The organism is Saccharibacillus brassicae, from assembly GCF_006542275.1.
Taxonomy (GTDB): Bacteria; Bacillota; Bacilli; order Paenibacillales; family Paenibacillaceae; genus Saccharibacillus; species Saccharibacillus brassicae.
Genome location: NZ_CP041217.1, coordinates 717,316 through 742,647 on the forward strand (window position 1 = coordinate 717,316; position 25,332 = coordinate 742,647).

General features: G+C 58.7%; 21 protein-coding genes and 1 other RNA gene. 1 reads left to right on the plus strand and 21 read right to left on the minus strand.

Annotation, left to right across the window (positions count from 1 at the left end; all coding sequences use genetic code 11):
- Positions 1-4: 4 nt before the first annotated feature.
- From FFV09_RS02840 to FFV09_RS02860, 5 genes are all read right to left on the minus strand, one after another.
- A complete protein-coding gene (locus FFV09_RS02840; RefSeq protein ID WP_170315131.1) occupies positions 5-928 on the minus strand; it encodes an ABC transporter permease in 924 nt (307 codons plus the stop codon).
- Between the two features lie 46 nt (positions 929-974).
- Positions 975-1,907 carry an ABC transporter permease gene (locus tag FFV09_RS02845; protein WP_141446280.1) on the minus strand — a complete coding sequence of 311 codons (933 nt, stop codon included), beginning with the start codon at positions 1,905-1,907 and terminating at the stop codon, positions 975-977.
- A 227-nt stretch (positions 1,908-2,134) separates the two neighbouring features.
- Positions 2,135-3,862, minus strand: coding sequence for a peptide ABC transporter substrate-binding protein (locus tag FFV09_RS02850; RefSeq protein WP_141446281.1), 1,728 nt, complete (start codon positions 3,860-3,862; stop codon positions 2,135-2,137).
- A gap of 206 nt (positions 3,863-4,068) precedes the next feature.
- The gene (locus tag FFV09_RS02855; protein WP_141446282.1) at positions 4,069-4,455 is read right to left on the minus strand and encodes a DUF3397 domain-containing protein; all 387 of its coding nucleotides are present in this window, start codon (positions 4,453-4,455) and stop codon (positions 4,069-4,071) included.
- Positions 4,456-4,506: 51 nt separating this feature from the next.
- Positions 4,507-5,487, minus strand: coding sequence for a ketopantoate reductase family protein (locus FFV09_RS02860; RefSeq protein WP_141446283.1), 981 nt, complete (start codon positions 5,485-5,487; stop codon positions 4,507-4,509).
- A 269-nt stretch (positions 5,488-5,756) separates the two neighbouring features.
- Here FFV09_RS02860 and FFV09_RS02865 point away from each other — a divergent pair, with 269 nt between their 5' ends.
- Positions 5,757-6,842, plus strand: coding sequence for a hypothetical protein (locus FFV09_RS02865; RefSeq protein ID WP_141446284.1), 1,086 nt, complete (start codon positions 5,757-5,759; stop codon positions 6,840-6,842).
- A gap of 135 nt (positions 6,843-6,977) precedes the next feature.
- Here the strand turns inward: FFV09_RS02865 and FFV09_RS02870 are convergent, their stop codons facing one another.
- The 16 genes from FFV09_RS02870 to dnaG all read right to left on the minus strand — a co-directional run bounded on the left by FFV09_RS02870 (position 6,978) and on the right by dnaG (position 25,327).
- The gene (locus tag FFV09_RS02870) at positions 6,978-8,240 is read right to left on the minus strand and encodes an ABC transporter substrate-binding protein (protein ID WP_141446285.1); all 1,263 of its coding nucleotides are present in this window, start codon (positions 8,238-8,240) and stop codon (positions 6,978-6,980) included.
- 127 nt (positions 8,241-8,367) lie between these two features.
- Positions 8,368-9,705 carry a PhoH family protein gene (locus tag FFV09_RS02875; protein ID WP_141446286.1) on the minus strand — a complete coding sequence of 446 codons (1,338 nt, stop codon included), beginning with the start codon at positions 9,703-9,705 and terminating at the stop codon, positions 8,368-8,370.
- 132 nt (positions 9,706-9,837) lie between these two features.
- Positions 9,838-10,290 (minus strand): pyridoxamine 5'-phosphate oxidase family protein, encoded by a 453-nt coding sequence (locus tag FFV09_RS02880; protein ID WP_141446287.1) that lies wholly within the window; start codon positions 10,288-10,290, stop codon positions 9,838-9,840.
- Positions 10,291-10,383: 93 nt separating this feature from the next.
- Positions 10,384-11,499 (minus strand): LCP family protein, encoded by a 1,116-nt coding sequence (locus FFV09_RS02885; RefSeq protein WP_141446288.1) that lies wholly within the window; start codon positions 11,497-11,499, stop codon positions 10,384-10,386.
- Positions 11,500-11,709: 210 nt separating this feature from the next.
- On the minus strand, positions 11,710-13,551 hold the full coding sequence (gene typA / locus FFV09_RS02890; RefSeq protein ID WP_141446289.1) for a translational GTPase TypA: 1,842 nt from the start codon (positions 13,549-13,551) through the stop codon (positions 11,710-11,712).
- 154 nt (positions 13,552-13,705) lie between these two features.
- The gene (locus FFV09_RS02895; protein ID WP_141446290.1) at positions 13,706-14,218 is read right to left on the minus strand and encodes an intracellular growth attenuator family protein; all 513 of its coding nucleotides are present in this window, start codon (positions 14,216-14,218) and stop codon (positions 13,706-13,708) included.
- 137 nt (positions 14,219-14,355) lie between these two features.
- On the minus strand, positions 14,356-15,597 hold the full coding sequence (thiI, locus tag FFV09_RS02900; protein WP_141446291.1) for a tRNA uracil 4-sulfurtransferase ThiI: 1,242 nt from the start codon (positions 15,595-15,597) through the stop codon (positions 14,356-14,358).
- A 3-nt stretch (positions 15,598-15,600) separates the two neighbouring features.
- Positions 15,601-16,752: a cysteine desulfurase family protein gene (locus FFV09_RS02905; RefSeq protein ID WP_141446292.1), complete on the minus strand. Its 1,152-nt coding sequence runs from the start codon at positions 16,750-16,752 to the stop codon at positions 15,601-15,603.
- A 195-nt stretch (positions 16,753-16,947) separates the two neighbouring features.
- Positions 16,948-17,733, minus strand: a complete 786-nt coding sequence (locus tag FFV09_RS02910) for a lytic transglycosylase domain-containing protein (RefSeq protein ID WP_246098456.1) — start codon at positions 17,731-17,733, stop codon at positions 16,948-16,950.
- A gap of 43 nt (positions 17,734-17,776) precedes the next feature.
- The gene (locus FFV09_RS02915; protein ID WP_141446293.1) at positions 17,777-18,277 is read right to left on the minus strand and encodes a DUF3907 family protein; all 501 of its coding nucleotides are present in this window, start codon (positions 18,275-18,277) and stop codon (positions 17,777-17,779) included.
- Between the two features lie 430 nt (positions 18,278-18,707).
- Positions 18,708-19,123: RNase P RNA component class A (rnpB, locus tag FFV09_RS02920), an RNA gene on the minus strand.
- Between the two features lie 74 nt (positions 19,124-19,197).
- Positions 19,198-20,313, minus strand: coding sequence for a Nif3-like dinuclear metal center hexameric protein (locus tag FFV09_RS02925; RefSeq protein WP_141446294.1), 1,116 nt, complete (start codon positions 20,311-20,313; stop codon positions 19,198-19,200).
- On the minus strand, positions 20,280-21,050 hold the full coding sequence (locus FFV09_RS02930) for a tRNA (adenine(22)-N(1))-methyltransferase (RefSeq protein WP_141446295.1): 771 nt from the start codon (positions 21,048-21,050) through the stop codon (positions 20,280-20,282). Before FFV09_RS02930 ends, FFV09_RS02925 begins: the two co-directional genes overlap by 34 nt.
- A complete protein-coding gene (locus FFV09_RS02935; RefSeq protein ID WP_141446296.1) occupies positions 21,047-21,880 on the minus strand; it encodes a hypothetical protein in 834 nt (277 codons plus the stop codon). Before FFV09_RS02935 ends, FFV09_RS02930 begins: the two co-directional genes overlap by 4 nt.
- A 298-nt stretch (positions 21,881-22,178) precedes the next feature.
- A complete protein-coding gene (rpoD, locus tag FFV09_RS02940; RefSeq protein WP_141446297.1) occupies positions 22,179-23,303 on the minus strand; it encodes an RNA polymerase sigma factor RpoD in 1,125 nt (374 codons plus the stop codon).
- A gap of 44 nt (positions 23,304-23,347) precedes the next feature.
- The gene (gene dnaG, locus FFV09_RS02945; RefSeq protein ID WP_141446298.1) at positions 23,348-25,327 is read right to left on the minus strand and encodes a DNA primase; all 1,980 of its coding nucleotides are present in this window, start codon (positions 25,325-25,327) and stop codon (positions 23,348-23,350) included.
- Between the last annotated feature and the right edge of the window lie 5 nt (positions 25,328-25,332).

Below are 25,332 nucleotides of genomic sequence, written 5' to 3' on the forward strand. Positions count from 1 at the left end.
CGAATTATTTGTTTTTGAGCGACGGATCGAGCGCATCACGCAGGCCGTCTCCCAGCAGGTTGAACGCCAGCATGATGATGCTGATCAGAACAGCCGGGAACAGCATCCGCCAAGGATAGAACATCCAGCCGGTCAAAGCGTTTTCGACCATCGAACCGAGCGAGGAGATCGGAGCCTGAACGCCCAGACCGAGGAAGCTCAGGAACGACTCGGCGAAGATCGCGTTCGGAACCGACAGCGTCAGCGTGACGATGATCGGGCCGCTTGCGTTAGGCAGCAGGTGACGGAACAACAGTCTGCCCGTACCGGCGCCCATCGAGCGGGAAGCGAGCACATACTCGCGGTTTTTCAATTTCATGATTTCGCCGCGGACGATCCACGACATATTGATCCAACCCGTAATCGTCAGCGCCAGGATGATCGTGCCCAAGCTTGGCTTGAATACGACGAGCAGCAGGATCGTAACGAGCAGGTAAGGAATCGCGTACAGAATTTCGGAGAACTTGTTCATGATCGTGTCGACGCGGCCGCCGAAGTAACCCATGATGCCGCCGTAGATGACGCCGATCAGCAGGTCGATCAGCGCGGCAGCGATACCGACGATCAGGGAGATCCGTGCGCCCGACCACGTTCTGACGAACATGTCGCGGCCCAGATCGTCCGTTCCGAACCAGTGCAGCGCGGAAGGCGGCTTGTTGGTCGCCAACAGGTCGTTCGTCTGGTAATCGTAACCGTGTACCCAATAGGAGACCAGCGGACCGAAGATGGAAGCGATAATGATGACGACGAGCGCGACGAGGCCGCTCATCGCGACTTTGTTTCTGCGCAGGCGTTCCCATGTATCGCGCCAAGCCGTAAGACTTTCGCGTTTGATAACTTCCGATTCGCGTTCGTTAACGTTGACAGACTCGAAATCGGCCGCCGTCAAAGCGGGAAGAGGCTGTTTGTTTAAGTTTTTTTCGTTAGACACTGGTTTAGCCCTCCTTACCCGATGTTAATTTGATACGCGGATCGACAAGGACGTAAACGATATCGGTAACGAAACGAGCCGCCATCAAAATGATACCGTAGAAGAGCGTGATGCCCATGATCAACGTGTAGTCGCGGTTAGTGATGCTGTCGACGAACACTTTGCCGATGCCGCCGATACCGAAGATGCGTTCCACGACGACGGAACCGGTAATGATGTTGGCCGTCATCGGTCCCACGTAAGTGACGACCGGTAAAATGCCGTTGCGGATAACGTGCTTCCAGAGAATAGCCGGCCATTTCAAGCCTTTGGCTTTGGCCGTTTTGATGTAATCGGCGTGCAGCACTTCGAGCATGCTCGAACGGGTGAGGCGCGCGATATAAGCGATCGGTCCGGCCGAGAGCGCGATAACCGGCAGAACATAGCCGAGCGGGCTGCGCAGGCCCGTGATCGGGAACAAGTCCAGCCTCAGGCCGAGTGCGTACTGCAGCAGCGAGGCCAGCACGAAACTCGGCACGGCTATGCCGATGACGGCGAGCACCATGACCATACTGTCGATGAATTTTCGATGGTAGAGAGCGGCGAGCAGACCGAGGGTCACCCCGACGATCGTCGACACGACAACGGCAATCAGACCGAGACGCAGCGAAACGCCGAACGTCTGACCGATAATGCCGGATACTTCCTGATTCAGCTTTTTCATCGAGATGCCCAGGTCGCCCTGCACGATGTTGCCGAGATAGTTCGCGTACTGCGTCATGAGAGGTTTATCCAGTCCGTACTGCGCTTCCAAACGTGCACGAATCGGAGCGGGAACTTCTTTTTCGGACATAAACGGATCGCCCGGGATAGCTTTCATCAAGAAAAACGTCGCCGTTATCAAAATAAACAGCGAAAGCAGCGTATATAGAAGTTTACTGGTTATATACCGTGCCATCTGCGTACCTCTCCTCCTTCATTCTGGTCCTGCTCGAAATGTCACCTAATATCTTGAATGTATAGTTGCATATTCATTATATTCAACCCTATTTACTGGTTAAGCAAGAGCAAAAATGGAAGTTTAGCGAACATGCAAAAAAATCGGGATATATATGGGAATCCACATATATCCCGAGCCTTTATTTAACTTTGGTCGATCTTCTTTCAACTTTCAAAGCGGGAATCTTATTGTTGTTCCAGATAAGCGCGAGTGAAGTTGATAGCACCGGAGAAGTCAGTCGTTACGCCTTTGAGGTAAGGCTTGGTGAGCGACGCCTGCGTGTAGTAGTAGACAGGCATGATAACCATGTTGTCTTGGATCAGCATTTTTTCGGCTGCAGCCATATCCTGCATACGTTTTTCCGGATCGTTGCCGCCTTTGTAAGCGCCGTCGATCAGAGCGTCGTAAGCCGGGTCCGCATAGCCGGTGTTGTTGTTGCCGCCACCGCTTACGAACATATCCATGTAAGTCATCGGATCGTTGTAGTCGGCAGACCAGCCTGCGCGAGCGATTTGGAAGTTGCCCGTTTTTCTGCTTTCCAGGAATACGGACCATTCTTCGTTTTTCGTTTCGATCTCAACGCCAAGGTTCGTTTTCCACATGTCGGCTACGGCCAGGGCCAGCTTCTGGTGGTTTTCGCTTGTGTTGTAGAGCAGAGTGATCGGAGGAAGCGTGGTGTAGCCTTCTTCTTTCATGCCTTCTTCAAGCATCGTTTTGGCTTGTGCCGCATCTTCCTTGAAGTATTCGCTGTCCGGATGCTCGTCGCGGAACGATTGGTTGTTCAGTCCTGCGATCGAAGTCGGTACGAAACCGTATGCCGGCGTTTGTCCGGCTTTCGTTACGTTGTCGATCAGGGATTGACGATCGATCGCCATAGCGAAGGCTTTACGGATCTTGACGTTGTTGAACGGTTTTTCTTTGGTGTTGAACTCGTAGTAGTACGTCGAAGCGATGTCAGTCAATTTGAACTCGTCAGCGAACTGCTGCGAGAGCGGTTGAATTTGGTCGGTCGGGATTTCGCCGGTAGGTGCGCCCGCGTAATCGATTTCGCCGCCTTGGTACGAAGCGGTTTCGGTTGCGCCGCTGTTTACGATCGAAGCTGTTACGTTCGTCAGCTTGATGTTGGCCGCATCCCAGTATTTTTCGTTTTTGGTCCAGCCCATTTCGGAACCTGTCGTCCAGGTCGTCAATGTGAACGGTCCGTTTGTTACCATCGTGCTTGCATCGGCTGCCCAAGCTTCGTTGCCTTCAACGGTTGCTTGGTGAACCGGGTAGAACGTGTAGAACGAAGTCAGACCCAGGAAGTAAGGAGTCGGGTTCGTCAGCGTAACTTCAAGCGTGTTCTCGTCAACGGCTTTGACGCCTACAGTCGAGAAGTCTTTCGTTTTGCCGGTGTTGAACTCTTCAGCACCTTTGATGTAGTAAAGCTGGTAAGCGTAGACCGGAGCCGGAACAGTTTCCGGGCTCAGAGCGCGTTCCCAAGCGAATACGAAATCGTTCGCCGTTACAGGGTCGCCGTTGCTCCAAGTTGCGCCTTGACGCATGTTGAACGTGTAAGTCAGGCCGTCTTCGGAGATGTCCCACTTCTCGGCAGCACCCGGAGCCGGGTTGCCGTCAGCGTCGATCGTCGCAAGACCTTCATACATGAAACGCAGCGCCGTGTTGGCTTGGCTGTCTTGAGCTTGTGCCGGATCAAGCGTCGGCGGCTCAGCACTGAGGTTCAAGTGCAGGGTCTGGTCGGCGGCAAGGTTAGCGTCGGCTGCCGGTTCGGTAGCCGTACCTTCCGTAGTTCCGGTCTCGGTCGTAGTACCCGGTTCCGTAGTCGTTGTCTCGTTGGCGCTTCCGCACCCTGCGAGAACCGTGCCGATTACAAGAACCAGCGTAAGAAGCAACATCCAGCTTTTCTTTTTCATCCTGCAACTTTCCCCCTACAAAAAGATTATTTTTTTTATTGATTATACCCCGGGTGGCAAAAAAAATCTATAACCTTTTTTCAGAATCTTACGGTTTTTTTCAGATTTTATTCGTTTTCTGTCATCTTTTCTGTCTTGAAGCTTGAGATTTCGGTAAAAAAAGACTTTGTTTTTCACTCTTTTCCCGTGTATCTCCCATCGTCATGTCAGCTATTCACGATATGCACGATAAAACCGCTCACTCCGAGCAAAACGTAGCAAAAAGCCAACAAGAGGAAGCTCAATCGCCATACGCCGCGCAGCAGGCGCATCGGCTCGATCCGGCCGCGCTTGCGGTTCTGGGCGCTGCCGAGCAGTCCGGCAAGCAGCAGCAAAATAAGCATAAACAGATAAAATCCGAACGAGGACGCGAAAAGGTAATTGTACAGCGCGGCCGCGGCAACCAGCAGAAACGGCGTCGTGACGTCCATCGCCTGCCGAAACGAGCGCGGCTTCGATTCCCTGCGCAGCAAACCTGCGGCGTACACGAGCATGAACGGCAAAAAAGGCAGCACGCACAGCGTAATCAAAAAGCCAGAGACCGTTTCGAGCATACCGCTCCTCCTTCTTATTCGCTTCCCTTTCCTATCGGACAAGCTGCACGCTTACCGCTTGTCCGGGCGTATGCCCTCGATCAGGCGCAGCAGCATTTCGTTGAGCGGCGCTGCGGTGCCGCAGCGCCGGGCAAGCGCCGCGATGCCTCCGCCGATCCATTTCGCTTCCGTCTCCCGGCCGTGCGACACGTCTTCGAGCATCGAAGACCGGTTGCGGGAGGTCGCGCGGCAGACGCCGAGCAGTTCGTCCCACCATTCGGGCGGAACGACCACCCCCGCGGACGCGTAAACGGCGACCGTCTCGTCGAACAGCGCTTTCATCGCCGCAAGCCGGTCGGCGCTCTCAAGCAGGGCGCCGTTCTCGACGTGCCAGAGCGCGGTCAGCGGATTGATGACGGCGTTCATGAGCAGTTTTCTATAGATGGCGGTCTGGATGTCATTCGACGCCGACAGCGGCAATCCTGCCGCGGCGAAAGTGTCGGTCAACTTTTTCTCCGCCCCGATCCTGCCCGGCGTCGACGACTCTCCCCCCTGCGGCAATCCGAACGAAGTGGAACCCTGCCCGGCATGCAGCGCGACGTCCGGTCCGAGGCGCCTCGCGCCTTCGGTCGTAATGGCCGCGTAGACGTCGGCCTGCGGCAGCGCCGCGGCCAGCCGTTCGATATGCCCGATACCGTTCTGCAGGCAGAGCAGCCGGTCACCGGGGCGTATTCCCCGCGCCAACGTTGCGATCAATACGTCGTCCACGTCTTTTTGCTTGACCGTGAGCACGATCCAGCGGTCGCCGTCGTCGGTCGGCCGCCCTTCTGCGCCGGACACTCCGAACGCTTCGATCGGCCTGGCGTGCAGATTGCGCCGGATCCGGCGCCCCGTCCCCGCTTCGCCCGGGCTTCGCACTTCGATGCCTTCGCGGGCGATGATCGCCGCTTGTTCGCCGGTTCGCGTATACAGGACGGTCGGCGTTGCCGCCGAAGCCGCACCCGCCGCGAACAGCAGGCCGAGCGCGCCTCCGCCGATCACTTCGATTCTCATCGCGATTTCCTCCCAAGCGTTGTCCCCGGTCTCCCCCGGTTTACTCGCACGGTCCGCAGGCCTTATAATTAAAGCAGGAAAAAGCGGTCCGGACGCATAATCGGGGCAAGTGATAAATAAAATGAATCACTCCGGTTGATTCAAAATGCGGCATGCCGTCGATGATATCGATTTCCGCCGCGGATTTTCATTTTATCACAGCGCCACGGTCCGGGAAACGCCGTACATGCAAGTTTCGAAGACGGAAACGGAAAGCGGGGAATACAGCCATGTCGAAACGTGTATGCGCCGTTATGCTCGCGGCCTCGCTCGCCTTCGCTTCCGGCGCGGAGAGCGCGCGGGCGGAATCGTTCGGCGGGGACTGGACGCCCGAGCAGCGCGAGCTGCTGCAGGATACGTTGTCGCTAAGCGAGCTCCGGCGCGATGTGGAGCGGATCGCGGAAGAACAGGAACAACTCGCGCTTGAGCGCAGACAGCTCGGCCTGGAGATCGACGCTTTGGAGAGCCGCGTCGCGGACAACCGCGAACTCACCGCGACGCTCGTACGCGCCCAATACTTGCAGAGCCGGCGCCCGATGCTTCTGTCGCTGCTCAACGCAAGATCGCTCGGGGAATTCAACCGGCTGTACGGTTACTACCGCATCGCCGTGCGGTACAACGAAGACGCCCTGCTGTCTTTCCGCGAAGATACGGACGCGCTGGAGAGTCGGCGCGGCGCATTGGCCGCCAACTCGGAGCGGCTGGAGCAGGTCAAGACCGGCATCGAAGAGCAGCAGCGCCGGCTGCGCTCGCTGCAGGAGGATATCGATTCCGGGCTGCTGGAAAGCGGCGATCCGGCCAGCCTCAACCGCCTGGCCGAAGAATTGGACGCGTACTGGAACAATGTCGGCCTGTACGAAGTGGACGAGTATTTCTCGCAGCTGGCTTCCGCAAGCTCCGAACTGCCCGACTTTTTGCAGAGCAGCGGCAAACTGAAAGTGTCGGGCCTCGGGACCCGCTATACGATCGAGCTGACCGATCAGGAGTTGAACGGCTTTTTGCGTTCGCGCAGCGCGGATTTTGACAACTTCTCGTTTGCGTTCGAAGACGGGCGGGTCATTGCGGAAGGCCGGCGCGATCGGCTGACGCTGCGGATCGAAGGACGGTACACGCTTCAGACCGAACCGCAGAACGCCGTGCTGTTCCATGTCGACAAGCTCGTGTTCAACGGTCTCGAACTGCCGGAGAGCACCCGCCGGGAGCTGGAGCAAAAGTACGATCTGGGCTTCTATCCCCAGCAGGTCGCTCCCGTCGAAGTCAACGACGTGGAGATGCAGCAAGGCCGGCTCCGCATCCGCCTCCAGCTGACGCTCTAGGTTATTTCACGTCTCTGCGCCTGTTTGGCGGCAGCGGCGACGTGTGAACGAAGCAAAAACGCTCTGCCGATTCGCGGCGGAGCGTTTTTGGGTGCGCGCATTTTCCGCAAACGGACCGGGCTGCGGCACAAGACTCTAAGGCCGCAAAGAAGCGGAAAACCCTTCGACGCTCAACTCTCCCTGGTAGAACCGGTCCAGCGACCGGCTCCACAGGCTTTCGCGGGCCGCGGCCGTCTTGGGATCGGCTGCCGCGCCGGCCGCGGACGCCGGACGACCGGCCTGCGGATCGGGCAGCCAGCGTACCAGCTGCGCGCTGCCCGGCTCGTCGTAGATTGCGCGCAGGACGGGCAGATGTCCCGTGGAGACGTACCAGTCGCTCTGCGCTTCCCGGCCGGTCACATACGAGATCCAGAGAGAAGCCTCGCGCGAGCGCTCCGTGTCGGCCGTAATGCCGAAACAGCGCAGCGCCGCTGTACGCGCGGCGAAAGCGAGCGGGCGAAGCCGGGAAGTCTCCGAGTCTTCGGCCCCAAGTTTGGACAGTCGGTCGACCGCGAGCCCCAGTTCGCGGGCGTCGACCTTTTCGCGCAGCGTCGCGGCCGGTCGTCCTTCCTGGGCGGACATTCCGGACAGGTAGGTCCGACCGCGCAGCGTGCCGGCCAAGTTCAGCGAACGCTTCAATCCGGCCGCTTCGGTATCCGGTTCGGTCCACAGCGCGATCAAGGCCGCAAAAGCCCGAACGTCGCCGGACGGCAGGCCGAGCGCCGAGGCGGGATCGGCGGCGCGGCCTGCCGACGATTTGCCGCCGGCCGCCGGCGAAGCCCACGCTTCCCAGTCTGCGGCAGTCTGCGGCAGCTCGCCGGAAGTCTGCTCGAACCGCTTCGGGTCCCAGACGGCCCCGTACGGATCGAGGTCGAGCGGCACGGCCCAGCGGTAGCCGTTCCATTCGACCGAAGCCGCCGGCAGCGGCAGCGAATCCGCGGCGGCGGCCACGCCCGCTTCGTACAGATCGGCGGGCAGCAGCCGGCCGGCGGAAGCGAAGTCCGCCACCCACGCTCCGTCGAGCATCAAGACGTCCGGTTCCCGTCCGGACGCGTACGCTTCGCGGTACGTTTTGTAAGCCTGTCCCGGCGCCACGTTCACGAGCGTAACGACCGTTCCCGAACGACGTTCGTATTCCGCATTGACCGACTGGAGCGCTTCGAATTCTTCCGAAGCCATCATCGTGTACACTTCGATATCGCGCAGCGGCCGTTCGGACTGGCCGCCTCCAAGCGCTGCCGATCCGGTGCCCGCACGCGGCTGCGGGCCGGAATCGGAAGTTTCGGGCAGAGAAGGCGACAAATTGATCAGGGCAAGCAGCAGTACGCCGAACAGCACGAGATGATTTTTTCGCTTCAAAGTCCGTCCCCTCCTTTTCCTGATTTCCCTATTGTAACAAACGATCCTTTTTCCAACCAAAAAAAGAATCCGGTAGCAAAACCGGATTCTTTCTATATTTAGGCGAGCTTCCCTATCCAAGCGGCTTCTACAGCAGATCCGCCGCCAGCTGCGCAAGTTTCGACCGTTCCCCTTTTTCTAGATGGATATGGCCGGCCAACTTCTGCGTCTTGAATTGTTCCACGACGTAGGTCAGCCCGTTGCTTGCCGCGTCCAGATACGGATGGTCGATCTGTTCCGGGTCGCCGACGAGCACCATCTTGCTGCCTTCCCCGGCGCGCGAGATGATCGTTTTTACTTCGTGGCGGGACAAATTCTGCGCTTCGTCGATAATGATGAACTGCGAAGGAATAGAGCGGCCGCGAATATAGGTCAGCGCTTCGACCTGAATACTGCCGAGTCCCATCAGAATCTTGTCGATATCGCCCGCACTTTTCGTATCGAACAAAAACTCCAGGTTATCGTAGATCGGCTGCATCCACGGACGCAGCTTTTCTTCCTTCTCGCCGGGCAGGTAGCCGATATCTTTGCCCATCGGCACGACCGGCCGCGCGACGAGCAGCTTTTTGTACTTGCGTTCGTCTTCGACTTTCATCAGGGCCGCGGCGAGCGCCAGCAGCGTCTTGCCCGTGCCCGCTTTGCCGGTAATCGTCACGAGCGGAATATCGTCCGACAGCAGCAGTTCGAGCGCCATGCGCTGCTGGGCGTTGCGGGCTCCGATGCCCCAGACCGGATCATGTCCCTGAAACAGCGGGTCCAGCCGGTTCGCTTCGGCATTCAGCTTCACGAGCGCCGATTTGCCGCCGGCTTCGTCTTTGAGAATCGCAAACTCGTTCGGGTAGAGCCGCTCCGCCGCCCCACCGACTTCGGAGACGAACACGTACTTGTCGCGGTAAAAACGGTCCACGATCTCTTCCGGCACCTGCAGCGTCACGTAACCGGCATAGAGCGAGTCGGGATCGGCGGCCCGGTCCGTCATGTAATCCTGCGCGAGCACGCCGAGCACGTCGGCTTTGACGCGAACGAGCACGTCTTTGCTGACCATGATCACCGGCCGCGCTTCGCTGTCGGGCAAATTTTGTTGTTCGTTATGATAATTAAGCGCAACGGCCAGGATGCGATTGTCGTTCGTCATCTCGCCGAACTTGTCCTGCATGCTCTGGAAGCTGCGATGATTGAGTTCAACCCGGAGTGTGCCGCCCGATTCGAGCGTGACTCCGTCATGCAGATGCCCCCGTTCCCGCAGGGCGTCCAATTCCCGCGATACGCTTCGGGCATTGCGTCCGATCTCGTCGGCCAGCCTTTTTTTCGAATCGATTTCTTCCAGCACCGTAGCCGGAATCACCACTTCATGTTCCTGGAACGAAAAAATGGAGCGCGGATCATGCAGCAGAACGTTGGTATCGAGAACAAAAAGCTTTTTCACGAGAAATCCCTCCCGAGGCTTAATGGAACACGAGTCTGATTCATTCGCGGTGCGCTTCACACGAGCCGTCCAAAACCGGGCCTCACCCCCTTTCAATCGCCGTCCAAAGGAAAAAAAGCCTGCGGAAAACCGCTAGGCTTTTTTCATGGCGCTCATGACCTGTCCGTCCAGCGTTTCGGCGGCGCGCAGGTCGAGCATACGGGTATAGACGGGAGGCGAAGACAGATGCGCTCCGTAAAAAAGAGCGTTGCGCACCGCTTCGACTTCGACGTCGAAACAGCACATTTTGAACGGTACGTCCTGCAGCGGGTCCTGCGCGACGACCGCGGTTCCGTTGACGGCGTACACTTTCTCGCCCCCGAACACGGTGAGGGTCACCTGCGGGTTGGCCAGGATATTGCGGACCAGGCGCGAACGATGGTCCACCACAAACCGGAGCGTGCCCGGATTGACGGCATAAACCCAGGAAATCGCCGTTGAAGTCGGACCTTGTGTCTCGGCATCGACGGTGGCCAACAAGGCGAAAGTCTCGCCCTGCAGCTGCGTGAAGAGGGTCTCGGTCAATTGCGTAACGGCTTCGGACATGACGTGGCCTCCTATACGGCATCTGATCGGAATAGTCGCAAGAACGTTTCTGTTGCTAATCCGATTATATCACACCGGCAAAAGAGCATTCAATCAAGGCGAAGCTTCGGCCGCGGCCGCGCGGTGATTGCCGGCGAGCTCGTCTTTGAGCGCCTGCTTGGCGGCGGACAGCTCGCCGTCGTTAATGTACACGAACGGACTGTTCCACGTGCCGGACACTTTCGGGAAACGGATATTCTCTTTGGGGATATCCCAATACGTTCTAACCAGATTGAGAATCTGCTTGTTCTCCAGATCGGTCTCCGTATTGTGCGCTACCGCGTCGATCAACGAACCGGATTTGGTCAGCGCGTTGAACGACTGCACCTTGTCCATGATCGCGCCGATAACCTGCTGCTGGCGCTGGTTGCGGCTGAAGTCGTCCGACGGTGCCGTCGGCGGCGTGCAGTTCGTTTTGCGGTAGCGCACGTAATCGAGCGCGCTTTTGCCGTCCAGCTTCTGCAGGCCGGCTGTAAGATCGATGTTCGTGCCGTCCGCCGTATCTTTGTAGCACATGTCCATCGTCACGTCGACTTCGATGCCTCCGAGGGCGTCGACGATGTCGCGCAGGCTCTCGAAGTTGACGACCGTCACGTAGTCGAGCGGAATGTCGAAATATTTGCCGAGCATCCGCTGCATCGCTTCTTTGGCTTCGCCTTCTCCCTTCTTTTCCTGCGCCAGGAAAGCGGGGTAGTAGGCGTTGACTTTGCGGACTTTGTAGCCTTCGAGTTCGATCCGCGTATCGCGGGGCAGCGATACGACGGTCGCGGTGTCGGTATTCGGATTCAGCGCCGCCACCATCACGACGTCGGTGAGGTGGGAACCGGTCTCCGTCCGAAAATCGGTGCCGAGCAGCGCCATCGCGATCGGCTGCGTATCGGCGGGCTTGGCCGGTTCGCCGCCCGTGCCGATCGACTGCGATTTCTGATACACCCAGGCGAAATACAATCCGGCCGCGGCGATCAACAGAATCAGGAAAATGACGAAGAACGTCCAGAAGCGCTTGGCGCCGCTTTTTTTCTTTTGGCCTGCGGGCCGGCGTCCGCCGCCGTTACCTCCGCTGCCGCCGGAACCTCCGGCGCTGCGGCGGACCGGCGGCGCTTCCGCGGGCTTGGCGCCGCGGGCTGCGTTGGAACGCGGCGGAAGGCCGCCTCCTTGTGTACTGCTCATGTCTATCCAGCTCCTTCTCTTGTGCAATCCGCACGAATCGCGCAGGCGGCCGTTTCACAAGACCGTCTGCCGTTTTCCGTACAAACGAAAACAGGGTCCGCACGCCACCCCGGCGGCGGACCCTGTTCGCCGAACCGCCTGTCGTCTCGTAAATCAGACGTAGGCGGGGCGGGAAAAGTTACCGATTGCTTGCTTTTGTCGTGCTATGGCTTACAGGCTCGCTTGAGCCGCTTTGCGTTGTTTCTCGAAACGTTCGCGCTCGCCTTTGTTCAGAATCTTTTTGCGCATCCGAACGTTTTTAGGCGTGATTTCGCAATACTCGTCGTCATTGAGGTACTCCAGCGCTTGCTCCAGCGAGAACAGGCGAGGCGTCTTCATTTTGACCGTATCGTCTTTGGTCGCGGAACGTACGTTGGTCAGCTGCTTTTCACGGCAGATGTTAACGACGATGTCGTTGTCGCGAGTGTTCTCGCCGACGATCATGCCTTCGTATACTTCGGCACCCGGTTCAACGAACAGCGTACCGCGATCTTCGACGCCGAGAATGCCGTACAATGTCGCGTTGCCGTTCTCGGTCGAGACGAGTACGCCCTGGTGACGTCCGCCAACCTGTCCGCCGATCAGCGGGCCGTAGCTGTCGAACGCGTGGTTCATGACGCCGTATCCGCGCGTCAAGCTCAGGAAGTTCGTGCGGTATCCGATCAGGCCGCGAGCCGGGATCAGGAACTCCAGGCGAACCTGGCCCGTGCCGTTGTTGATCATGTTGACCATTTCGGCTTTGCGTGCGCCGAGGCTTTCCATGACGGCGCCCGTGCTTTCTTCCGGCACGTCGATCAGCAGACGTTCGATCGGCTCCATTTTCTTGCCGTCGACTTCTCTGACGATAACTTCCGGCTTGGATACTTGAAGCTCGTATCCTTCGCGGCGCATGTTCTCGATCAGGATGCCGAGGTGAAGCTCGCCGCGTCCCGATACGATGAACGCATCTGGGCTGTCGGTCTCATCCACGCGCAGGCTGACGTCGGTCTCGAGTTCGAAGAACAGACGGTCGCGCAGTTTGCGGGAAGTGACCCATTTGCCTTCGCGGCCCGCGAACGGGCTGTTGTTGACGAGGAACGTCATCTGCAGCGTAGGCTCGTCGATCTTGAGGACCGGCAGAGCTTCCGGATTTTGCGGATCGGCGATCGTCTCGCCGATGTTGATGTCCTTGATGCCTGCGATGGCGATGATGTCGCCGGCGCCGGCTTGGTCGGTCTCGATCCGCTTCAGTCCCTGGAAGCCGAACAGCTTCTCGATGCGTGCCTGCTTCATGCCGCCGTCGCGCGTCATGACCGCAACGGATTGTCCTTGACGGATAATGCCGCGGTTAACGCGACCGATTGCGATCCGGCCGAGGTATTCGTTGTAGTCCATCAGCGTAACGAGGAACTGCAGCGGCTCATCGACGCTTTCCGTCGGCGACGGAATGTTCTCGATAATCGTGTCGTACATCGCCTTCATGTTGTCGTCCTGCTGATCGGCGTTTTTGCTCGACGTGCCGTTCAGTGCGGAAGCGTACACGACAGGGAATTCGAGCTGTTGATCGTTCGCGCCCAGTTCGATGAACAGGTCGAGCACTTCGTCGATGACTTCCGACGGACGGGCAGCCGGACGGTCGATTTTGTTAACGACGACGATCGGAGTCAGGTTGTGCGCGAGCGCTTTGCCCAATACGAAACGGGTCTGCGGCATGCAGCCTTCGTAAGCGTCCACGACGAGCAGAACGCCGTCGACCATCTTCATGATCCGTTCCACTTCGCCGCCGAAGTCGGCGTGTCCTGGCGTATCCACGATGTTGATCAGGTAATCTTTATAAGGAATCGCCGTATTTTTCGCCAGAATCGTAATGCCGCGTTCTCTTTCGAGATCGTTGGAGTCCATGGCGCGCTCTTGGACATGCTCGTGGTCGCGGAAAATACCGGATTGCTGAAGCAGTTTGTCAACGAGCGTGGTTTTACCATGGTCGACGTGAGCGATAATCGCGATATTGCGAATTTCTTGTCTTGAATGCATGAATGGAATGTTCCCTTCTCTATTAAAAATGTTTAAAAAACTTGTACTCGGTGTATACGGGCCTAGGCTTCTCACAAAAGAAGCGTCTGGCAAAACCGCCGACGCTCCTCGATCCCTTTGATTATACACGATTTTCATAAAATTTCAAGACTTTTTACATTCTGCGCTTGCCGCGGCGTCCGGCGGGCTGAATTTCAGGCCAAAACACGAGCCACGCTCCCGACAAAATCAGCAAAACCGAGAAAGCGTAGAGAAAAAACGGGCCGAGCAGGCTGAAAATGAACAGTACGAGCGACAGCACGATCAAGCCGAGGGAAGCGTAATAAATTCCTTTGGGCCGGACCGGGCCGAGCAGCGCGTATTCGTACAGCCCGAGTCCCGGACCGAGCAGGAACGCCGGCCACAGCACTTCGATCAACCCGAATCCCCACGTGTTGCACAGCGAGAATACAAGTCCGTACACGGTCAGCGTCCCTCCGGGAATCAACGCCCAGGCGGGAAGCGCGCGCGAGGCGAAAGCCAGATGCAGGCCCACGCCGGGAAGCAGGATCAGGAGCGGCCAGAAGACCCGGCCCAGAAAAGCGAATACGCCCCATTGTCCCAAGAGAATGATCAGTCCGGCAGTTAAAATAAAAATTCCGACAGCCTTTTTATCGTTTTTTGACATTCCGAGTCTCCTCTTGCGGAATTTTCGCGTTTTCCTGGCATGCGCCGCCAAGCGAGCATCCCATCCTTTTTATTATCGGACATGTTCGGCCTTTTATTCAGATAATTGCCAAAATTCCGCCTTGTTCTTGCCGTCGCTCAGAACCAGTCCGGATTGATCGCGGCCGAGGCGGCGTTCTCTTCGACGCGGAGGCGGGAACCGCCCGCGAACAGTTCGATCGTCTCGGTGCCCGCGGCCGCTTCTTCGATCAGCCGTTCGAGATTCGGCGTCATCGCTTCGACCTTGTTCACGATGCGCAGATTCGGATTGGTCGTCGGCGATTTCGGCACGAACAGCGTACAGCAGTCTTCATACGGCAAAATGGAAATGTCGTACGTGCCGATTGTACGCGACAGGCGAATGATCTCGTCTTTGTCCGTCATGACGAGCGGCCGCAAAATCGGCAGCTCGGTCGCGCGCTCGATCACGTTCATGCTCGGCAGCGTCTGGCTCGCCACCTGGCCGAGACTTTCGCCCGTAATGAGCGCCAGCGCTTTTTCCCGCTCCGCGACTATCGTCGCGATCCGCAGCATCGCCCGCCGCATCAGCGTGATCATCAGATTGTCCTGCCCCATCTGCGTGAACGACGTCTGGATTTCGGTAAAAGGCACGACGTGCAGACGCACTTTGCCCGCATATTCGGCCAGCGCCTGCGCCAGATCCACCACTTTTTCCTTAGCCTGCTCGCTCGTGAACGGATAGCTGTGGAAATGGATACATTCGACTTCCAGCCCCCGGCGCAGCGAAGACCAGCCGGCGACAGGGCTGTCGATTCCGCCGGACAGCAGCAGCAGCGCTTTGCCGTTCGTGCCGAGCGGGAAACCGCCCGCGCCGGGAATGACTTCGCCGAATACGTAAGCGGCTTTGTCGCGAATCTCGACCCGCAGTTCAAGCTCCGGTTCCCGGACGTCCACTTTCAGCAGCGGAAAGCGTTTGAGCAGCGGCGCGGCAATAAGCGGATTGGACTCCTGCGAAGAATGCGGAAAGTCTTTCCACACGCGGCGGACGTTCGTCTTGAACTTCGTTTCCCGCGTGATGTCCATCGCTTCGACGAGTTCTCCGGCCGCGCGCGCGATCTCTTCCAGTTCGGGCCGCACGGCCCGGACCGGACTCATCGACGTCATGCCGAATACGTTTTGCAGCACGGGAATGAGCGTCTCGACGTTCTCGCTGCCCGGATCGACGTAGATGCGTCCGAACTCGCGGCGGATCTTCGCGTCCGGGTACGGACGCAGCAGGGCGCGGACGTGTTCGACCGCGGCTTTTTCGAATCGTGCGCGGTTGCGGCCTTTGAGTGTCACTTCGCCGAACCGCAGCAGCAGGTAATCGTATTTTTTCATTCGTTATCGTTTTCTCCCCTCAAACGGCGCCAGCCGGCCCACGGCCTTGTCCAGCGCCTCCGACAGCAGCCGGATCTGTTCTTGCGTATGTTCTTCTCCGAGGCTCAAGCGGATGCCCGACGTCGCGTGCGGACGGTCCCGGCCCATCGCTTCGAGGACCCGGCTCGGTTTCTCGGTCTTCGCCGCGCAGGCGGACTGCGCCGACACCAGCACCCCAAGCTCTTCCAGCGTATGCAGAATGACCTGCGATTTCAAGCCCGGAAACGTAAAATGCACGATATGCGGAGCGGCCTGCGCCGGCTCGGTCAGCGTCAGCGCCCCGTGCCGCCGCACTTCCGCCGCGAGCGTCTCCCGCAGCGCGTTCAGCCGCGCCGCGCGCTGCGCCTGCCCTTCCGCCGCGAGGCGAAACGCTTTGGCCGCGCCCACGATCGAAGCGACGTTCTCCGTGCCGGCACGCATGCCGTTCTCCTGGCTGCCGCCCGACAGCAGCGGCAGCAGCTTGACGCCGCTGCGCACCATGAGCAGGCCGACGCCGCGGGGACCGCCGTTTTTGTGCGCCGATACGCTGTACAGGTCGATCCCGGCGGCTTGAAGATCAAGCGGCAGACGGCCGAAGCCCTGCACCCCGTCGACATGCAGCAGCGCGCGCGGATGAAGAGATTTGAGCCGCCGGCCGATCTCTTCGACCGGCTGCACCGCGCCCGTCTCGTTGTTCACGTGCATGACGCTGACGAGCGCCGTCCGTTCGTTGACCGCCTCCAGCAGTCTTTGGGGCGAGACGGTTCCGTCGGCTTCCGGCCGGACGTACGCCACTTCGAAGCCGAAATCTTCCAACTGGCGGCAGCTGGCATACACGGAAGCATGCTCGATCGCGGTCGTCACGATATGGTTCCTGCCGTCGCTGCGGCCGAGCATCGTGCCCTTGATCGCCAGATTGTTGCTTTCCGTCGCTCCGGAAGTGAACAGCACTTCCCCGGGCGTTACGCCGAGTGCCGCCGCGCACACTTCGCGCGCGCGCCGGAGCAGCCGGGCCGCGTCCTGACCGGCGCGGTGGATCGACGACGGATTGCCGCTATGCGCCTCCATCACCTGGGCGACGGTCGCAACGACGTCGGGATGGGCGGGCGTCGAAGCCGCATGGTCGAAATTAAGCATACACCGGAACCTTCTTTCGTTTTCTTATAGGACTTGTTTTTTAGGCGAATTGTTTTCTTGGAGGGACTTTTCTGTGGTCTGTGGCAGGCAGATTGCCGTTTGCCGTTTGCCGGAGCCGGATTCCCTCGGACGGCAAAAAGATCAAAAAGGGAAAGTCGAGCTTTCCTTTTTGATCTTCGCCTGCGCCGAATCGGCTCAAATGTATTTCGCCTGGGCCGTTTCGACCCTGCCGATATAATTTTGCGTTTCTCGCGGAAGCTGGTCGAACTTGGCGTTCAAATCGCTTTCGGTCCGGATGCCCAGACGCTGCAGCGTGCCCGGCCCCGCATTGTAAGCCGCAAGCGCCAACCGCTGCGATCCGTCGAACCGAAGCAGCATCGAAGCGATATAGCTTGCGCCTCCGTTGATGTTCTGCTCGGGATCGAACGAATTTTTGACACCCAATCCGGCGGCCGTTCCGTCCATGAGCTGCATCAATCCTTTGGCTCCCGCGCCCGATTGGGCGTTCGGGTTGAAGGAAGATTCCGCGTCGATGATTCCGTTGATCAACGACTGCGGAATGCCGAACCTGGAACTTGCCGCCTGCACGAGGTCCGCGTATTGGGCCGCATTGCTGTTCGGCGTGCCGGATTTGACGGTCGGCTCGGACACGTTCGGCATGCTGATCTTGGCGGCCGAACGGTCCAGCGAAGCGCCGGCGGCGCCAGACGAGTCCGAAGCGCTGTCCAGCGACATGGCGCCGGGCTTGAGCTTGCCCATCTGGTTGGCCGGCAGCGCGATCGCGTCGAGCGTCTTCATCAGCTCCTGCGCCGATATCGAAGCGGTGCCGGACTGGTCCATCTTCTGCTGCAGCAGCGTGGCAAAGACCGAAGAGTCGATCTTGCCCTGTTCCATGCTCTTGAGCGAAGATTTGTCCAGATTCATACTGTCTATCCACTGCAGCTCGATCAGCTGCTTGGCCGTCCTCGGATCGATAATCATCCTTACACTCCCTTTCCAGCGTTGATCCGGAATCTCGGTGTCGTTAAGAACGCGGAGCGCTCATGCGGCGCTGGCTCAAATAATCGCTCTCGTAGTAATCCAGATCGTCACGCAGTTCTTCATACGTCTTGGTCACGTCGAGAATGACTTCGCGGGCCGGAGCCGCGATATGTCTGCGGAAACGAATCGCTTCCTGGCCGGTGTAAGCATAGCGGCCGTCTTCGGCATAACATTCGTTTTTCGGGTAAAAGAAGCTGTTGATCACGTTGTGGTATACCTTATACAGCGTATCTTCCGCGGAATTGACGTCGAAATTGGCCCGACGCAGCAGCACTCCGATTTTTTCGGAGGACGTTTCCGAGAATACGAGCAGATGGCGAAGATCGGACAAGAAACCTTTGTAATAGGCGACTTCTTCCTCTTCCTGCGATTCGGCAAGCTGAGGCAGAGAGTATTCATTCAAAAAGTCTTCGATTCTCACGATGGCGGCTTTCAACTTATCCCTGGTCGATTCACACATTTTCTGTACGTTAGACGCTGACATAACGGCGTTTCCCCCTTGGTATTTGATCGCGCGAAGGCGCGAAGCGGGCTTCCTTGCAAACCCTGTCCCTGCTCCGTCCATCGTAGCATAAAATTGAAGTAAAAGCATCCGCAAAGGGCCTGTGCCCCGCCGCCGATAAACAATCGTGATAAGCGGTCGATGCCGTGAAAAGAGATCGGATTCGAGGCGGGCCTTCGGAAGCTGCAAGAGAACGCGCCGCAAGATCCCTGTACCCGTTACTTAACCGGCAGCGCAATTTCAAAACGCGCGTACGGGGCGGGACCCGGCTGTCGATACAACGAAGCCCAAGCAAAACGGCGTCCGTTTCCTTCGCAAGAAGGAAACGGACGCCGCCAAATCGAAGTGTTCGTGCAAAACATTCGGTTCCCGACCGTCCCTGGGGCGCGATCAAGATTTGAGGTTGCGCAGTGCGGAAAGCTTACCGTAAGCCGGGTTCTGTGCTACTTTGCGGTGCAGACGGGAACTACCCTCCCGCTGTGAGCGACAATCATCTGTCTAGGCCGCACATTGCTGTACGGCTCAAGCGACCAACCTAAACGCACCCCGGGCAAGGGCTGCTTCCGGCAAGCCGGAAACGGCGTTTCATTAGGTCTTGCTTCGGATGGGGTTTACCAGGGACGAAGTCACCAGCGCCCCTCGGAGTCTCTTACACTCCGGTTCCACCCTTACCTGTGCACGCCCGAAAGCGGCCATCGGCGGTCCATTTCTGTGGCACTAATCCTTCAGCTCGCGCTGACTGGACGTTATCCAGCATCCTGCCCTGCGAAGCCCGGACTTTCCTCCCGTGCCGCCTTACGCGGCACCGGCGATTGTCTGTTAAACTTTCCTTAAGCAACGGCATTTATTATACCGCGAATTCCCGCGGGTGACAAGCCTTTTTTCTTGACATGAACTTCTTCCTACACGAAACGGAACGGTTCCGTATTCGGTTCGGAAGCGTGGACGGTCGTCTCGCTGCCGCTTTCGCGCAGCATTTTGCCCAAAATATTCGCCACTTCGCGCTTCATGATTTTCTCCGAGTTGTGGCCGGGATCGATAATCGCAAGTCCGGCCATCAGCGCGTCGTGCGCCGTATGGTAATCGATATCGCCGGTGATCAGCACGTCGGCTCCCTGACGGAGCGCATGATGAATATAGCGGCTGCCCGATCCGCCGAGCACGGCCGCTTTTTTGATTACGCGCTCCGCATCGCCGACGACGCGGGCCGCCGGCACGTCAAAGCCTTGCTTGACGACTTCCGTCAGCTCGCCAAGCGTCTTGGGCTGCGCCAGCTTGCCGATACGGCCGAGGCCGTACGCTTGGCCCGTCTGCTCAAGCTTGTACAGGTCGTACGACACTTCTTCGTACGGGTGCGCCTTCAACATGCCCCGGATCGCTTTGGCGCGCACACTCTCCGGCAGCACGGTCTCGATCCGGATTTCTTCGGCCCGCTCCAGCTTGCCGGGGCTGCCCAGATACGGACGGGTCCCTTCGCCCGGCAGAAAAGTGCCCGTGCCTGCCGTGCTGAAGCTGCAGTGCGAATAGTCGCCGATCGTGCCCGCGCCGGCCGATAGCAGCGCGTCGAGCACGCCCTGATGATGGCTTGACGGCACATGGACGACGAGCTTGTACAGCGGCTCGCGCTGCAGTTCTTCGAGCGGCTTCGGTTCGACGATGCCGACCAGATCCGCCATCCAGTCGTTCATGCCGCCTTCGGCCACATCCAGATTTGTATGGCTGATATAGACGGCGATATCGTGCTTGATCAATTTTTCGTACAGGGCGCCCATCGGCGTATCGGTGCGCAAGTTCGCAAGCGGCCGGAAAATGATCGCGTGATGCGCGACGATCAGATTGGCGCCGAGTGCAATCGCTTCGTCCACCACTTCGGGCGTCACGTCAAGCGCGACGAGCACTTTCGGAATTTCCTTGTTCAGCGTGCCGAGCTGCAGGCCGATTTTGTCGTTCTCCACGGCCAGCGCTTTGGGCGCGAACTTCTCCATCAGTTGGACAACGGTTTGTCCTTTGGCAAACATGCCAGCACCTCCTTGAGCCGTTGAATACGGCGTTCGAGCGATTCTTTTTTGCCGCGTGCGTCTTCGCTATCCGAGCGGCCCATCGATGCCGCGACCCCTTCCAGCTTCGCGATCTCGCTCCGCCATTTCCGGTGGAACACCGGCGAAGCTTCGCGCACGAGAAAAGGGCCGAAATCAAGCAGCTGGTCGGCTTCAAGCCGGACCGGCGGCTCGCCCACGGTCGTCGGCGCGTACAGGCGCGCGTTGTCCTCGACCGCCGAGAGACTGCGGTCCCCGGTCAGCACTTCGTAGATTTTGCCGTCTTCTTCGAGGATATGTTCCTCCGTCAGCAGCCAGCCTTCCCGCAGCAGCCAGCGGCGCACGAGATCTTCGCCGACGTTCGGCTGCAGAATCAACCGCTGCACGCCGGCAAGCTTGGCTTTGCCTTCGGTCAAAATGCGGACGATCAACGCGCCGCCCATGCCGGCGATCGTAATGACGTCCGCTTCGCCCGCTTCGATCGCGGCCAGACCGTCGCCGAGCCGCACCTCGATCTGGCTCTGCAGTCCCGCTTCCGCGACCTGCTTCGACGCGGCGTCGTAAGGGCCGCGATTGACCTCGCCCGCGATCGCCGAAGGAACGCGGCCTTCGCGCACCGCAAAAGTCGGCAGCAGCGCATGGTCCGAGCCGATGTCCGCCAGGCGGCTGCCGGGCGGGATCAACCCGCAAATCTTGTTCAAACGTTCCGATAATTTCATACAGACACCCACGCAATCCATTTTTTTCGCCAGACAAATAAGAAGATGAACGCCAGCGCCAGCTTGCCGAGGATGTACAAAATGATGCCGTCCGTCGTATTCTGGCGCAGCAGCAGGTCGTCGAGCTCCGGCATAAACCAGAGCGTGATGCCGACCGCGAAGTAAATCGAAGCGAAGCGTTTCGCTTTATGATGGGCGAGCCAGCTGAGCCACAGCAGCAGCATGCTGAGCGGCACCCAGAGCAGTTGGAGCATCGGCCAGGAAGCCGCCGGATTCATCTGCCCGAAAAATTTGGCGTACAGCAGAATCAGCGCGCCCCAGCCGCAGTAATGCAGCAGTCCGCTCGGCACGATCATCCCGACCGCCAACCAGACGACGGCGCATACCGCGATCAATCCGAGCATGGCCATCGGTTCCTGCCAGCCGTTGAGCCGAATCATCCACGCCCCGAGGCCGAGCAGCACGATGCTGCCGATCGCGTACAGCATCTGCCCGCCCATGCCGCCCATCCAGGCTCTTCCCCTGGCGTATGTACCGAGCCCGTAGCAGAACGAGACAAGCGCCGCGATCGCGGCCGCCTGAAACGGCCAATCCAGAATCGGGAAATAGAACCCGATCAGGAAGATCAGCGCCACGCTGATAAACGAAAGCGCCCACAGCTTGAAATTGCCCTTTTTCAGTTCGGTGACCGACAAAGTGCTTTTCTGGGTCTGCGTCGCTTCGTCGTCATATAAGTTTAACAAAAAATCGCAGTAATGTTCGGGCAAAAGTTTGCCTTTGCGCCAATTTTCGATCTCCATAATAATGACTCTCTTTTTTTCCCGTTCCAAAAGCGCTCCTCCTCCATGACTGAAGCCGTTCTCTTCTTCTATATCGGCAGGTCGCTTCGCCGCGATTAAGCGGACGCGCATTTTTCTGCCGCGAACCGGCTTGTCCCCGTCGACAAGCGGACGCGAACATTCTTCTACGACCAGTCTACCCGGAAAGAATCGTCCCGCCTATCCGGCGCTTTGCATAAACATCCGGGACTTTTGATCGTGAACGAAACGAATCCGACGGGTGCGGGCAGGTTTTGAGGCAAAAAAACGCCGGAGCGGCGCTCCGGCGTTCGGCTGTGCGTATCCGGTTCTATTCGAGGAAATCTTTGAGACGCTTGCTGCGGCTCGGATGACGAAGTTTGCGCAGCGCTTTGGCTTCGATCTGGCGTATCCGCTCGCGGGTCACACCGAACACTTTGCCAACTTCTTCGAGCGTGCGCGTACGTCCGTCGTCCAGGCCGAAACGCAGCCGGAGCACGTTCTCCTCGCGGTCGGTCAGCGTGTCGAGCACGTCTTCGAGCTGCTCCTTGAGCAGTTCGTAAGCCGCGGCGTCGGCCGGAGCCAACGCTTCCTGGTCTTCGATAAAGTCGCCGAGGTGCGAATCGTCTTCTTCGCCGATCGGCGTCTCCAGCGATACCGGCTCCTGCGCGATCTTCATGATCTCGCGCACTTTCTCGACGCTGAGTTCCATCTCCGCCGCGATTTCTTCGGGCGACGGCTCGCGTCCGTATTCCTGCAGCAGTTGGCGGGAGACCCGAATCAGCTTGTTGATCGTCTCGACCATATGCACCGGAATCCGGATGGTACGCGCCTGGTCGGCGATCGCGCGGGTAATGGCCTGACGAATCCACCAGGTGGCATACGTACTGAATTTGAACCCTTTTTTGTAATCGAACTTTTCTACCGCTTTGATCAGACCCATGTTGCCTTCCTGGATCAGGTCCAGGAACAGCATGCCGCGGCCGACGTAGCGTTTGGCGATGCTGACGACAAGCCGAAGATTAGCTTCCGCCAGTCGGCGCTTGGCTTCGTCGTCGCCTTCCATGATCCGCTTCGCCAACTGGACTTCGTCGTCGGCGGACAGCAGCGGAACGCGGCCGATTTCTTTGAGGTACATGCGCACCGGATCGTTGATCTTGATACCCGGAGGCAGCGCCAGGTCATCGTTGAATTCGAATTCCTCGCTGCCCTCCCGTTCGCGCGGCCGTGCCTGTTCTTCTTCCTCGTCCGTTTCGTCGCTCACTTCGATACCCTGGTCGCCGAGCTGCTCGTAAAACTCTTCGATCTGCTCGGGGTCCTGATCGAACGGCGACAGTTTCTCCGCAATCTCCTTGTAACTGAGATGGGATCTTTTTTTGCCGAGTTCGATCAATTGTTCTTTCACCTGTTCAAGGGTCTGTTCGCCTTCCAATTCCGTATGTTGCTCGTTCGCCATTCTAGACTCCCTCCTCCCCGGACTTCGAACCGGAAACTCGTTCGTTACTGACGCTCCAGGGCTATGATTTCACTTGCGATTTGAGCGGCGAGCAGGAAATCCCCGTCTTTTTCGGCACGGATCATCTCTTCGCGCTTGCTTTCGATGCCGCGCAGCCGGGGGAACTTGCGCACTTCCCGGATGCAGTCGTCGAGTACCTGCTCGTTCCACTCCCGCGGCCCTTCGATCATGACGATCGAGCTGACGGCTTTCTCCAGCTTCTCGTCCTGCAGCGACGAGATAAAGCGGCTGCTGTCGGGCTCGCGGTCCTGCGCGTAAAAAGCATACAGATAGGCGGCGATTGCCGCATATTCGGGTGTGTTGAACTCTTCGCCGAGGCGGGCCGCGACGTAATCGGCCGCCTGGCGGTCCTGCAGCATGAGGAACAGGAGACGGCGTTCGGCCGCCTGATGGCCCGGCAGCAGATTGCGGTCGGGACGCGACCTGCGCTGCTGCGGGAAAAAGTCTTCTTCGGCATTGGCGTAATTGCCGCCGCCGAAGCCGCTTTTTTTGCCGTAGCCTCCCTTGTTGCCGTAATCGCTTTTGTTGTTGTAATCGCTCCGCTTGCGTCCTTGGCCGCCGTACTGACCCTGCCCGCCGCCCCGGCCGCCCTGCTGGGGCCCGGAGTAGGCCGGTCCCGGATCTTCCTGACCCGGCGCCGGCCGGCTCTGTTCCTGGCGGATCAGGTTCGAATCCTGCTTCAGGCTGTCGAACGAGATGTCGACTTCCGAAGACAGGTCGCGCAGATACACTTCGCGTTCGGTCGGGGAATGCAGCGCCGCGATGATCGGCAGTGCCGCTTTGGCATAGTCGAGCCGGCCGCTTTCTTCGGCGAGCTTGTAGCCCCGCTTCAGATTGGACAACCGGAACTTCGTTGTCGACGCCGCGTCTTCCACGATCTGGCGTACGAAGCGTTCGCCGCCGTTCGACCGGATATAATCGTCCGGGTCGAGGCCGGGCGGCAGCATCGCCACCTTGACCTGCAAGCCGGCCTGCTCCAGAATTGGAATGCTTTTGAGCGCGGCGTTCTGGCCGGCATTGTCGCCGTCGTAACAGACGAGCACTTCGTCCGCCGTCGTCTTGATCATGGCGGCGTGCTGTTCGGTAAGCGACGTGCCCATCGTGGCGACGCCGTTCTGGACGCCGGCTTCCCACGCCGCGATGACGTCGCCGTAGCCTTCGAACAGGACGGCCTGCCGCTGCTTGCGGATCGCGCTGCGCGCTTGGTCGAAATTGTACAGCACCCGGCTTTTGTTGAACAACCGGCTTTCGGGCGAATTCAAGTATTTCGGCTGACCTTCGCCCAGAATCCGGCCGGCAAAGGCAATCGTTTTGCCGCTGCGGTTCGCGATAGGGAAAATGATCCGGCTGCGGAAGCGGTCGACGTAACCGTCGCCGCTCTGGCGGGCCGAGATCAATCCGCCTTTTTCCATCTCCGCCAGGTCGAACGACCGTTTGTCCAGAAACTGGACCAGCGTGTCCCAGCGGTCCGGCGCGAATCCGATCCGGAATTGTTCGATCAGCTTGTCGTTAATGCCGCGGCCGCGCAAATATTCCAGCGCGGGCAGCCCGTGCTCCGTGTTTTTCAACAGAAAATGATAAAATTTCTCGCTCCATTCGTAAGCTTGAAGGAGACGTCCGGTTTCTCGGTCTTGAGGCGACTCCGGCTTTCCGCTCGTATTCTGGAAAGGGATATGCGACTCTTCGGCCATAATCTTCACGGCTTCGGGGAAAGAAAGTCCTTCGATTTCCATCCTGAACTTGATGGCGTTGCCCCCCATGCCGCAGCCGTAGCAATAGAAGATTTGGCGATCCGGCGTCACCGTAAAAGAAGGGGTCTTTTCGGAATGGAACGGGCACAGGCCTTTCATGTACTTGCCCTGCTTGGTCAGATGAACGTGTCTGCCCACCGTCTCGACGATATCGTGCTGCGTGAGCACCGCATCGATCGTTTCCTCCGGAATATTTCCGTATTCCGTACTCATAGTAA

Excerpts from the sequence above, each read along its gene's own strand:
- FFV09_RS02845 (WP_141446280.1), bottom strand. The coding sequence starts at position 1,907 with ATGGCACGGTATATAACCAGTAAACTTCTATATACGCTGCTTTCGCTG.
- FFV09_RS02850 (WP_141446281.1), bottom strand. The coding sequence starts at position 3,862 with ATGAAAAAGAAAAGCTGGATGTTGCTTCTTACGCTGGTTCTTGTAATC.
- FFV09_RS02855 (WP_141446282.1), bottom strand. The coding sequence starts at position 4,455 with ATGCTCGAAACGGTCTCTGGCTTTTTGATTACGCTGTGCGTGCTGCCT.
- FFV09_RS02860 (WP_141446283.1), bottom strand. The coding sequence starts at position 5,487 with ATGAGAATCGAAGTGATCGGCGGAGGCGCGCTCGGCCTGCTGTTCGCG.
- FFV09_RS02865 (WP_141446284.1), top strand. The coding sequence starts at position 5,757 with ATGTCGAAACGTGTATGCGCCGTTATGCTCGCGGCCTCGCTCGCCTTC.
- FFV09_RS02880 (WP_141446287.1), bottom strand. The coding sequence starts at position 10,290 with ATGTCCGAAGCCGTTACGCAATTGACCGAGACCCTCTTCACGCAGCTG.
- FFV09_RS02885 (WP_141446288.1), bottom strand. The coding sequence starts at position 11,499 with ATGAGCAGTACACAAGGAGGCGGCCTTCCGCCGCGTTCCAACGCAGCC.
- typA (WP_141446289.1), bottom strand. The coding sequence starts at position 13,551 with ATGCATTCAAGACAAGAAATTCGCAATATCGCGATTATCGCTCACGTC.
- FFV09_RS02895 (WP_141446290.1), bottom strand. The coding sequence starts at position 14,218 with ATGTCAAAAAACGATAAAAAGGCTGTCGGAATTTTTATTTTAACTGCC.
- thiI (WP_141446291.1), bottom strand. The coding sequence starts at position 15,597 with ATGAAAAAATACGATTACCTGCTGCTGCGGTTCGGCGAAGTGACACTC.
- FFV09_RS02905 (WP_141446292.1), bottom strand. The coding sequence starts at position 16,752 with ATGCTTAATTTCGACCATGCGGCTTCGACGCCCGCCCATCCCGACGTC.
- FFV09_RS02910 (WP_246098456.1), bottom strand. The coding sequence starts at position 17,733 with ATGATTATCGATCCGAGGACGGCCAAGCAGCTGATCGAGCTGCAGTGG.
- FFV09_RS02915 (WP_141446293.1), bottom strand. The coding sequence starts at position 18,277 with ATGTCAGCGTCTAACGTACAGAAAATGTGTGAATCGACCAGGGATAAG.
- FFV09_RS02925 (WP_141446294.1), bottom strand. The coding sequence starts at position 20,313 with ATGTTTGCCAAAGGACAAACCGTTGTCCAACTGATGGAGAAGTTCGCG.
- FFV09_RS02930 (WP_141446295.1), bottom strand. The coding sequence starts at position 21,050 with ATGAAATTATCGGAACGTTTGAACAAGATTTGCGGGTTGATCCCGCCC.
- rpoD (WP_141446297.1), bottom strand. The coding sequence starts at position 23,303 with ATGGCGAACGAGCAACATACGGAATTGGAAGGCGAACAGACCCTTGAA.
- dnaG (WP_141446298.1), bottom strand. The coding sequence starts at position 25,327 with ATGAGTACGGAATACGGAAATATTCCGGAGGAAACGATCGATGCGGTG.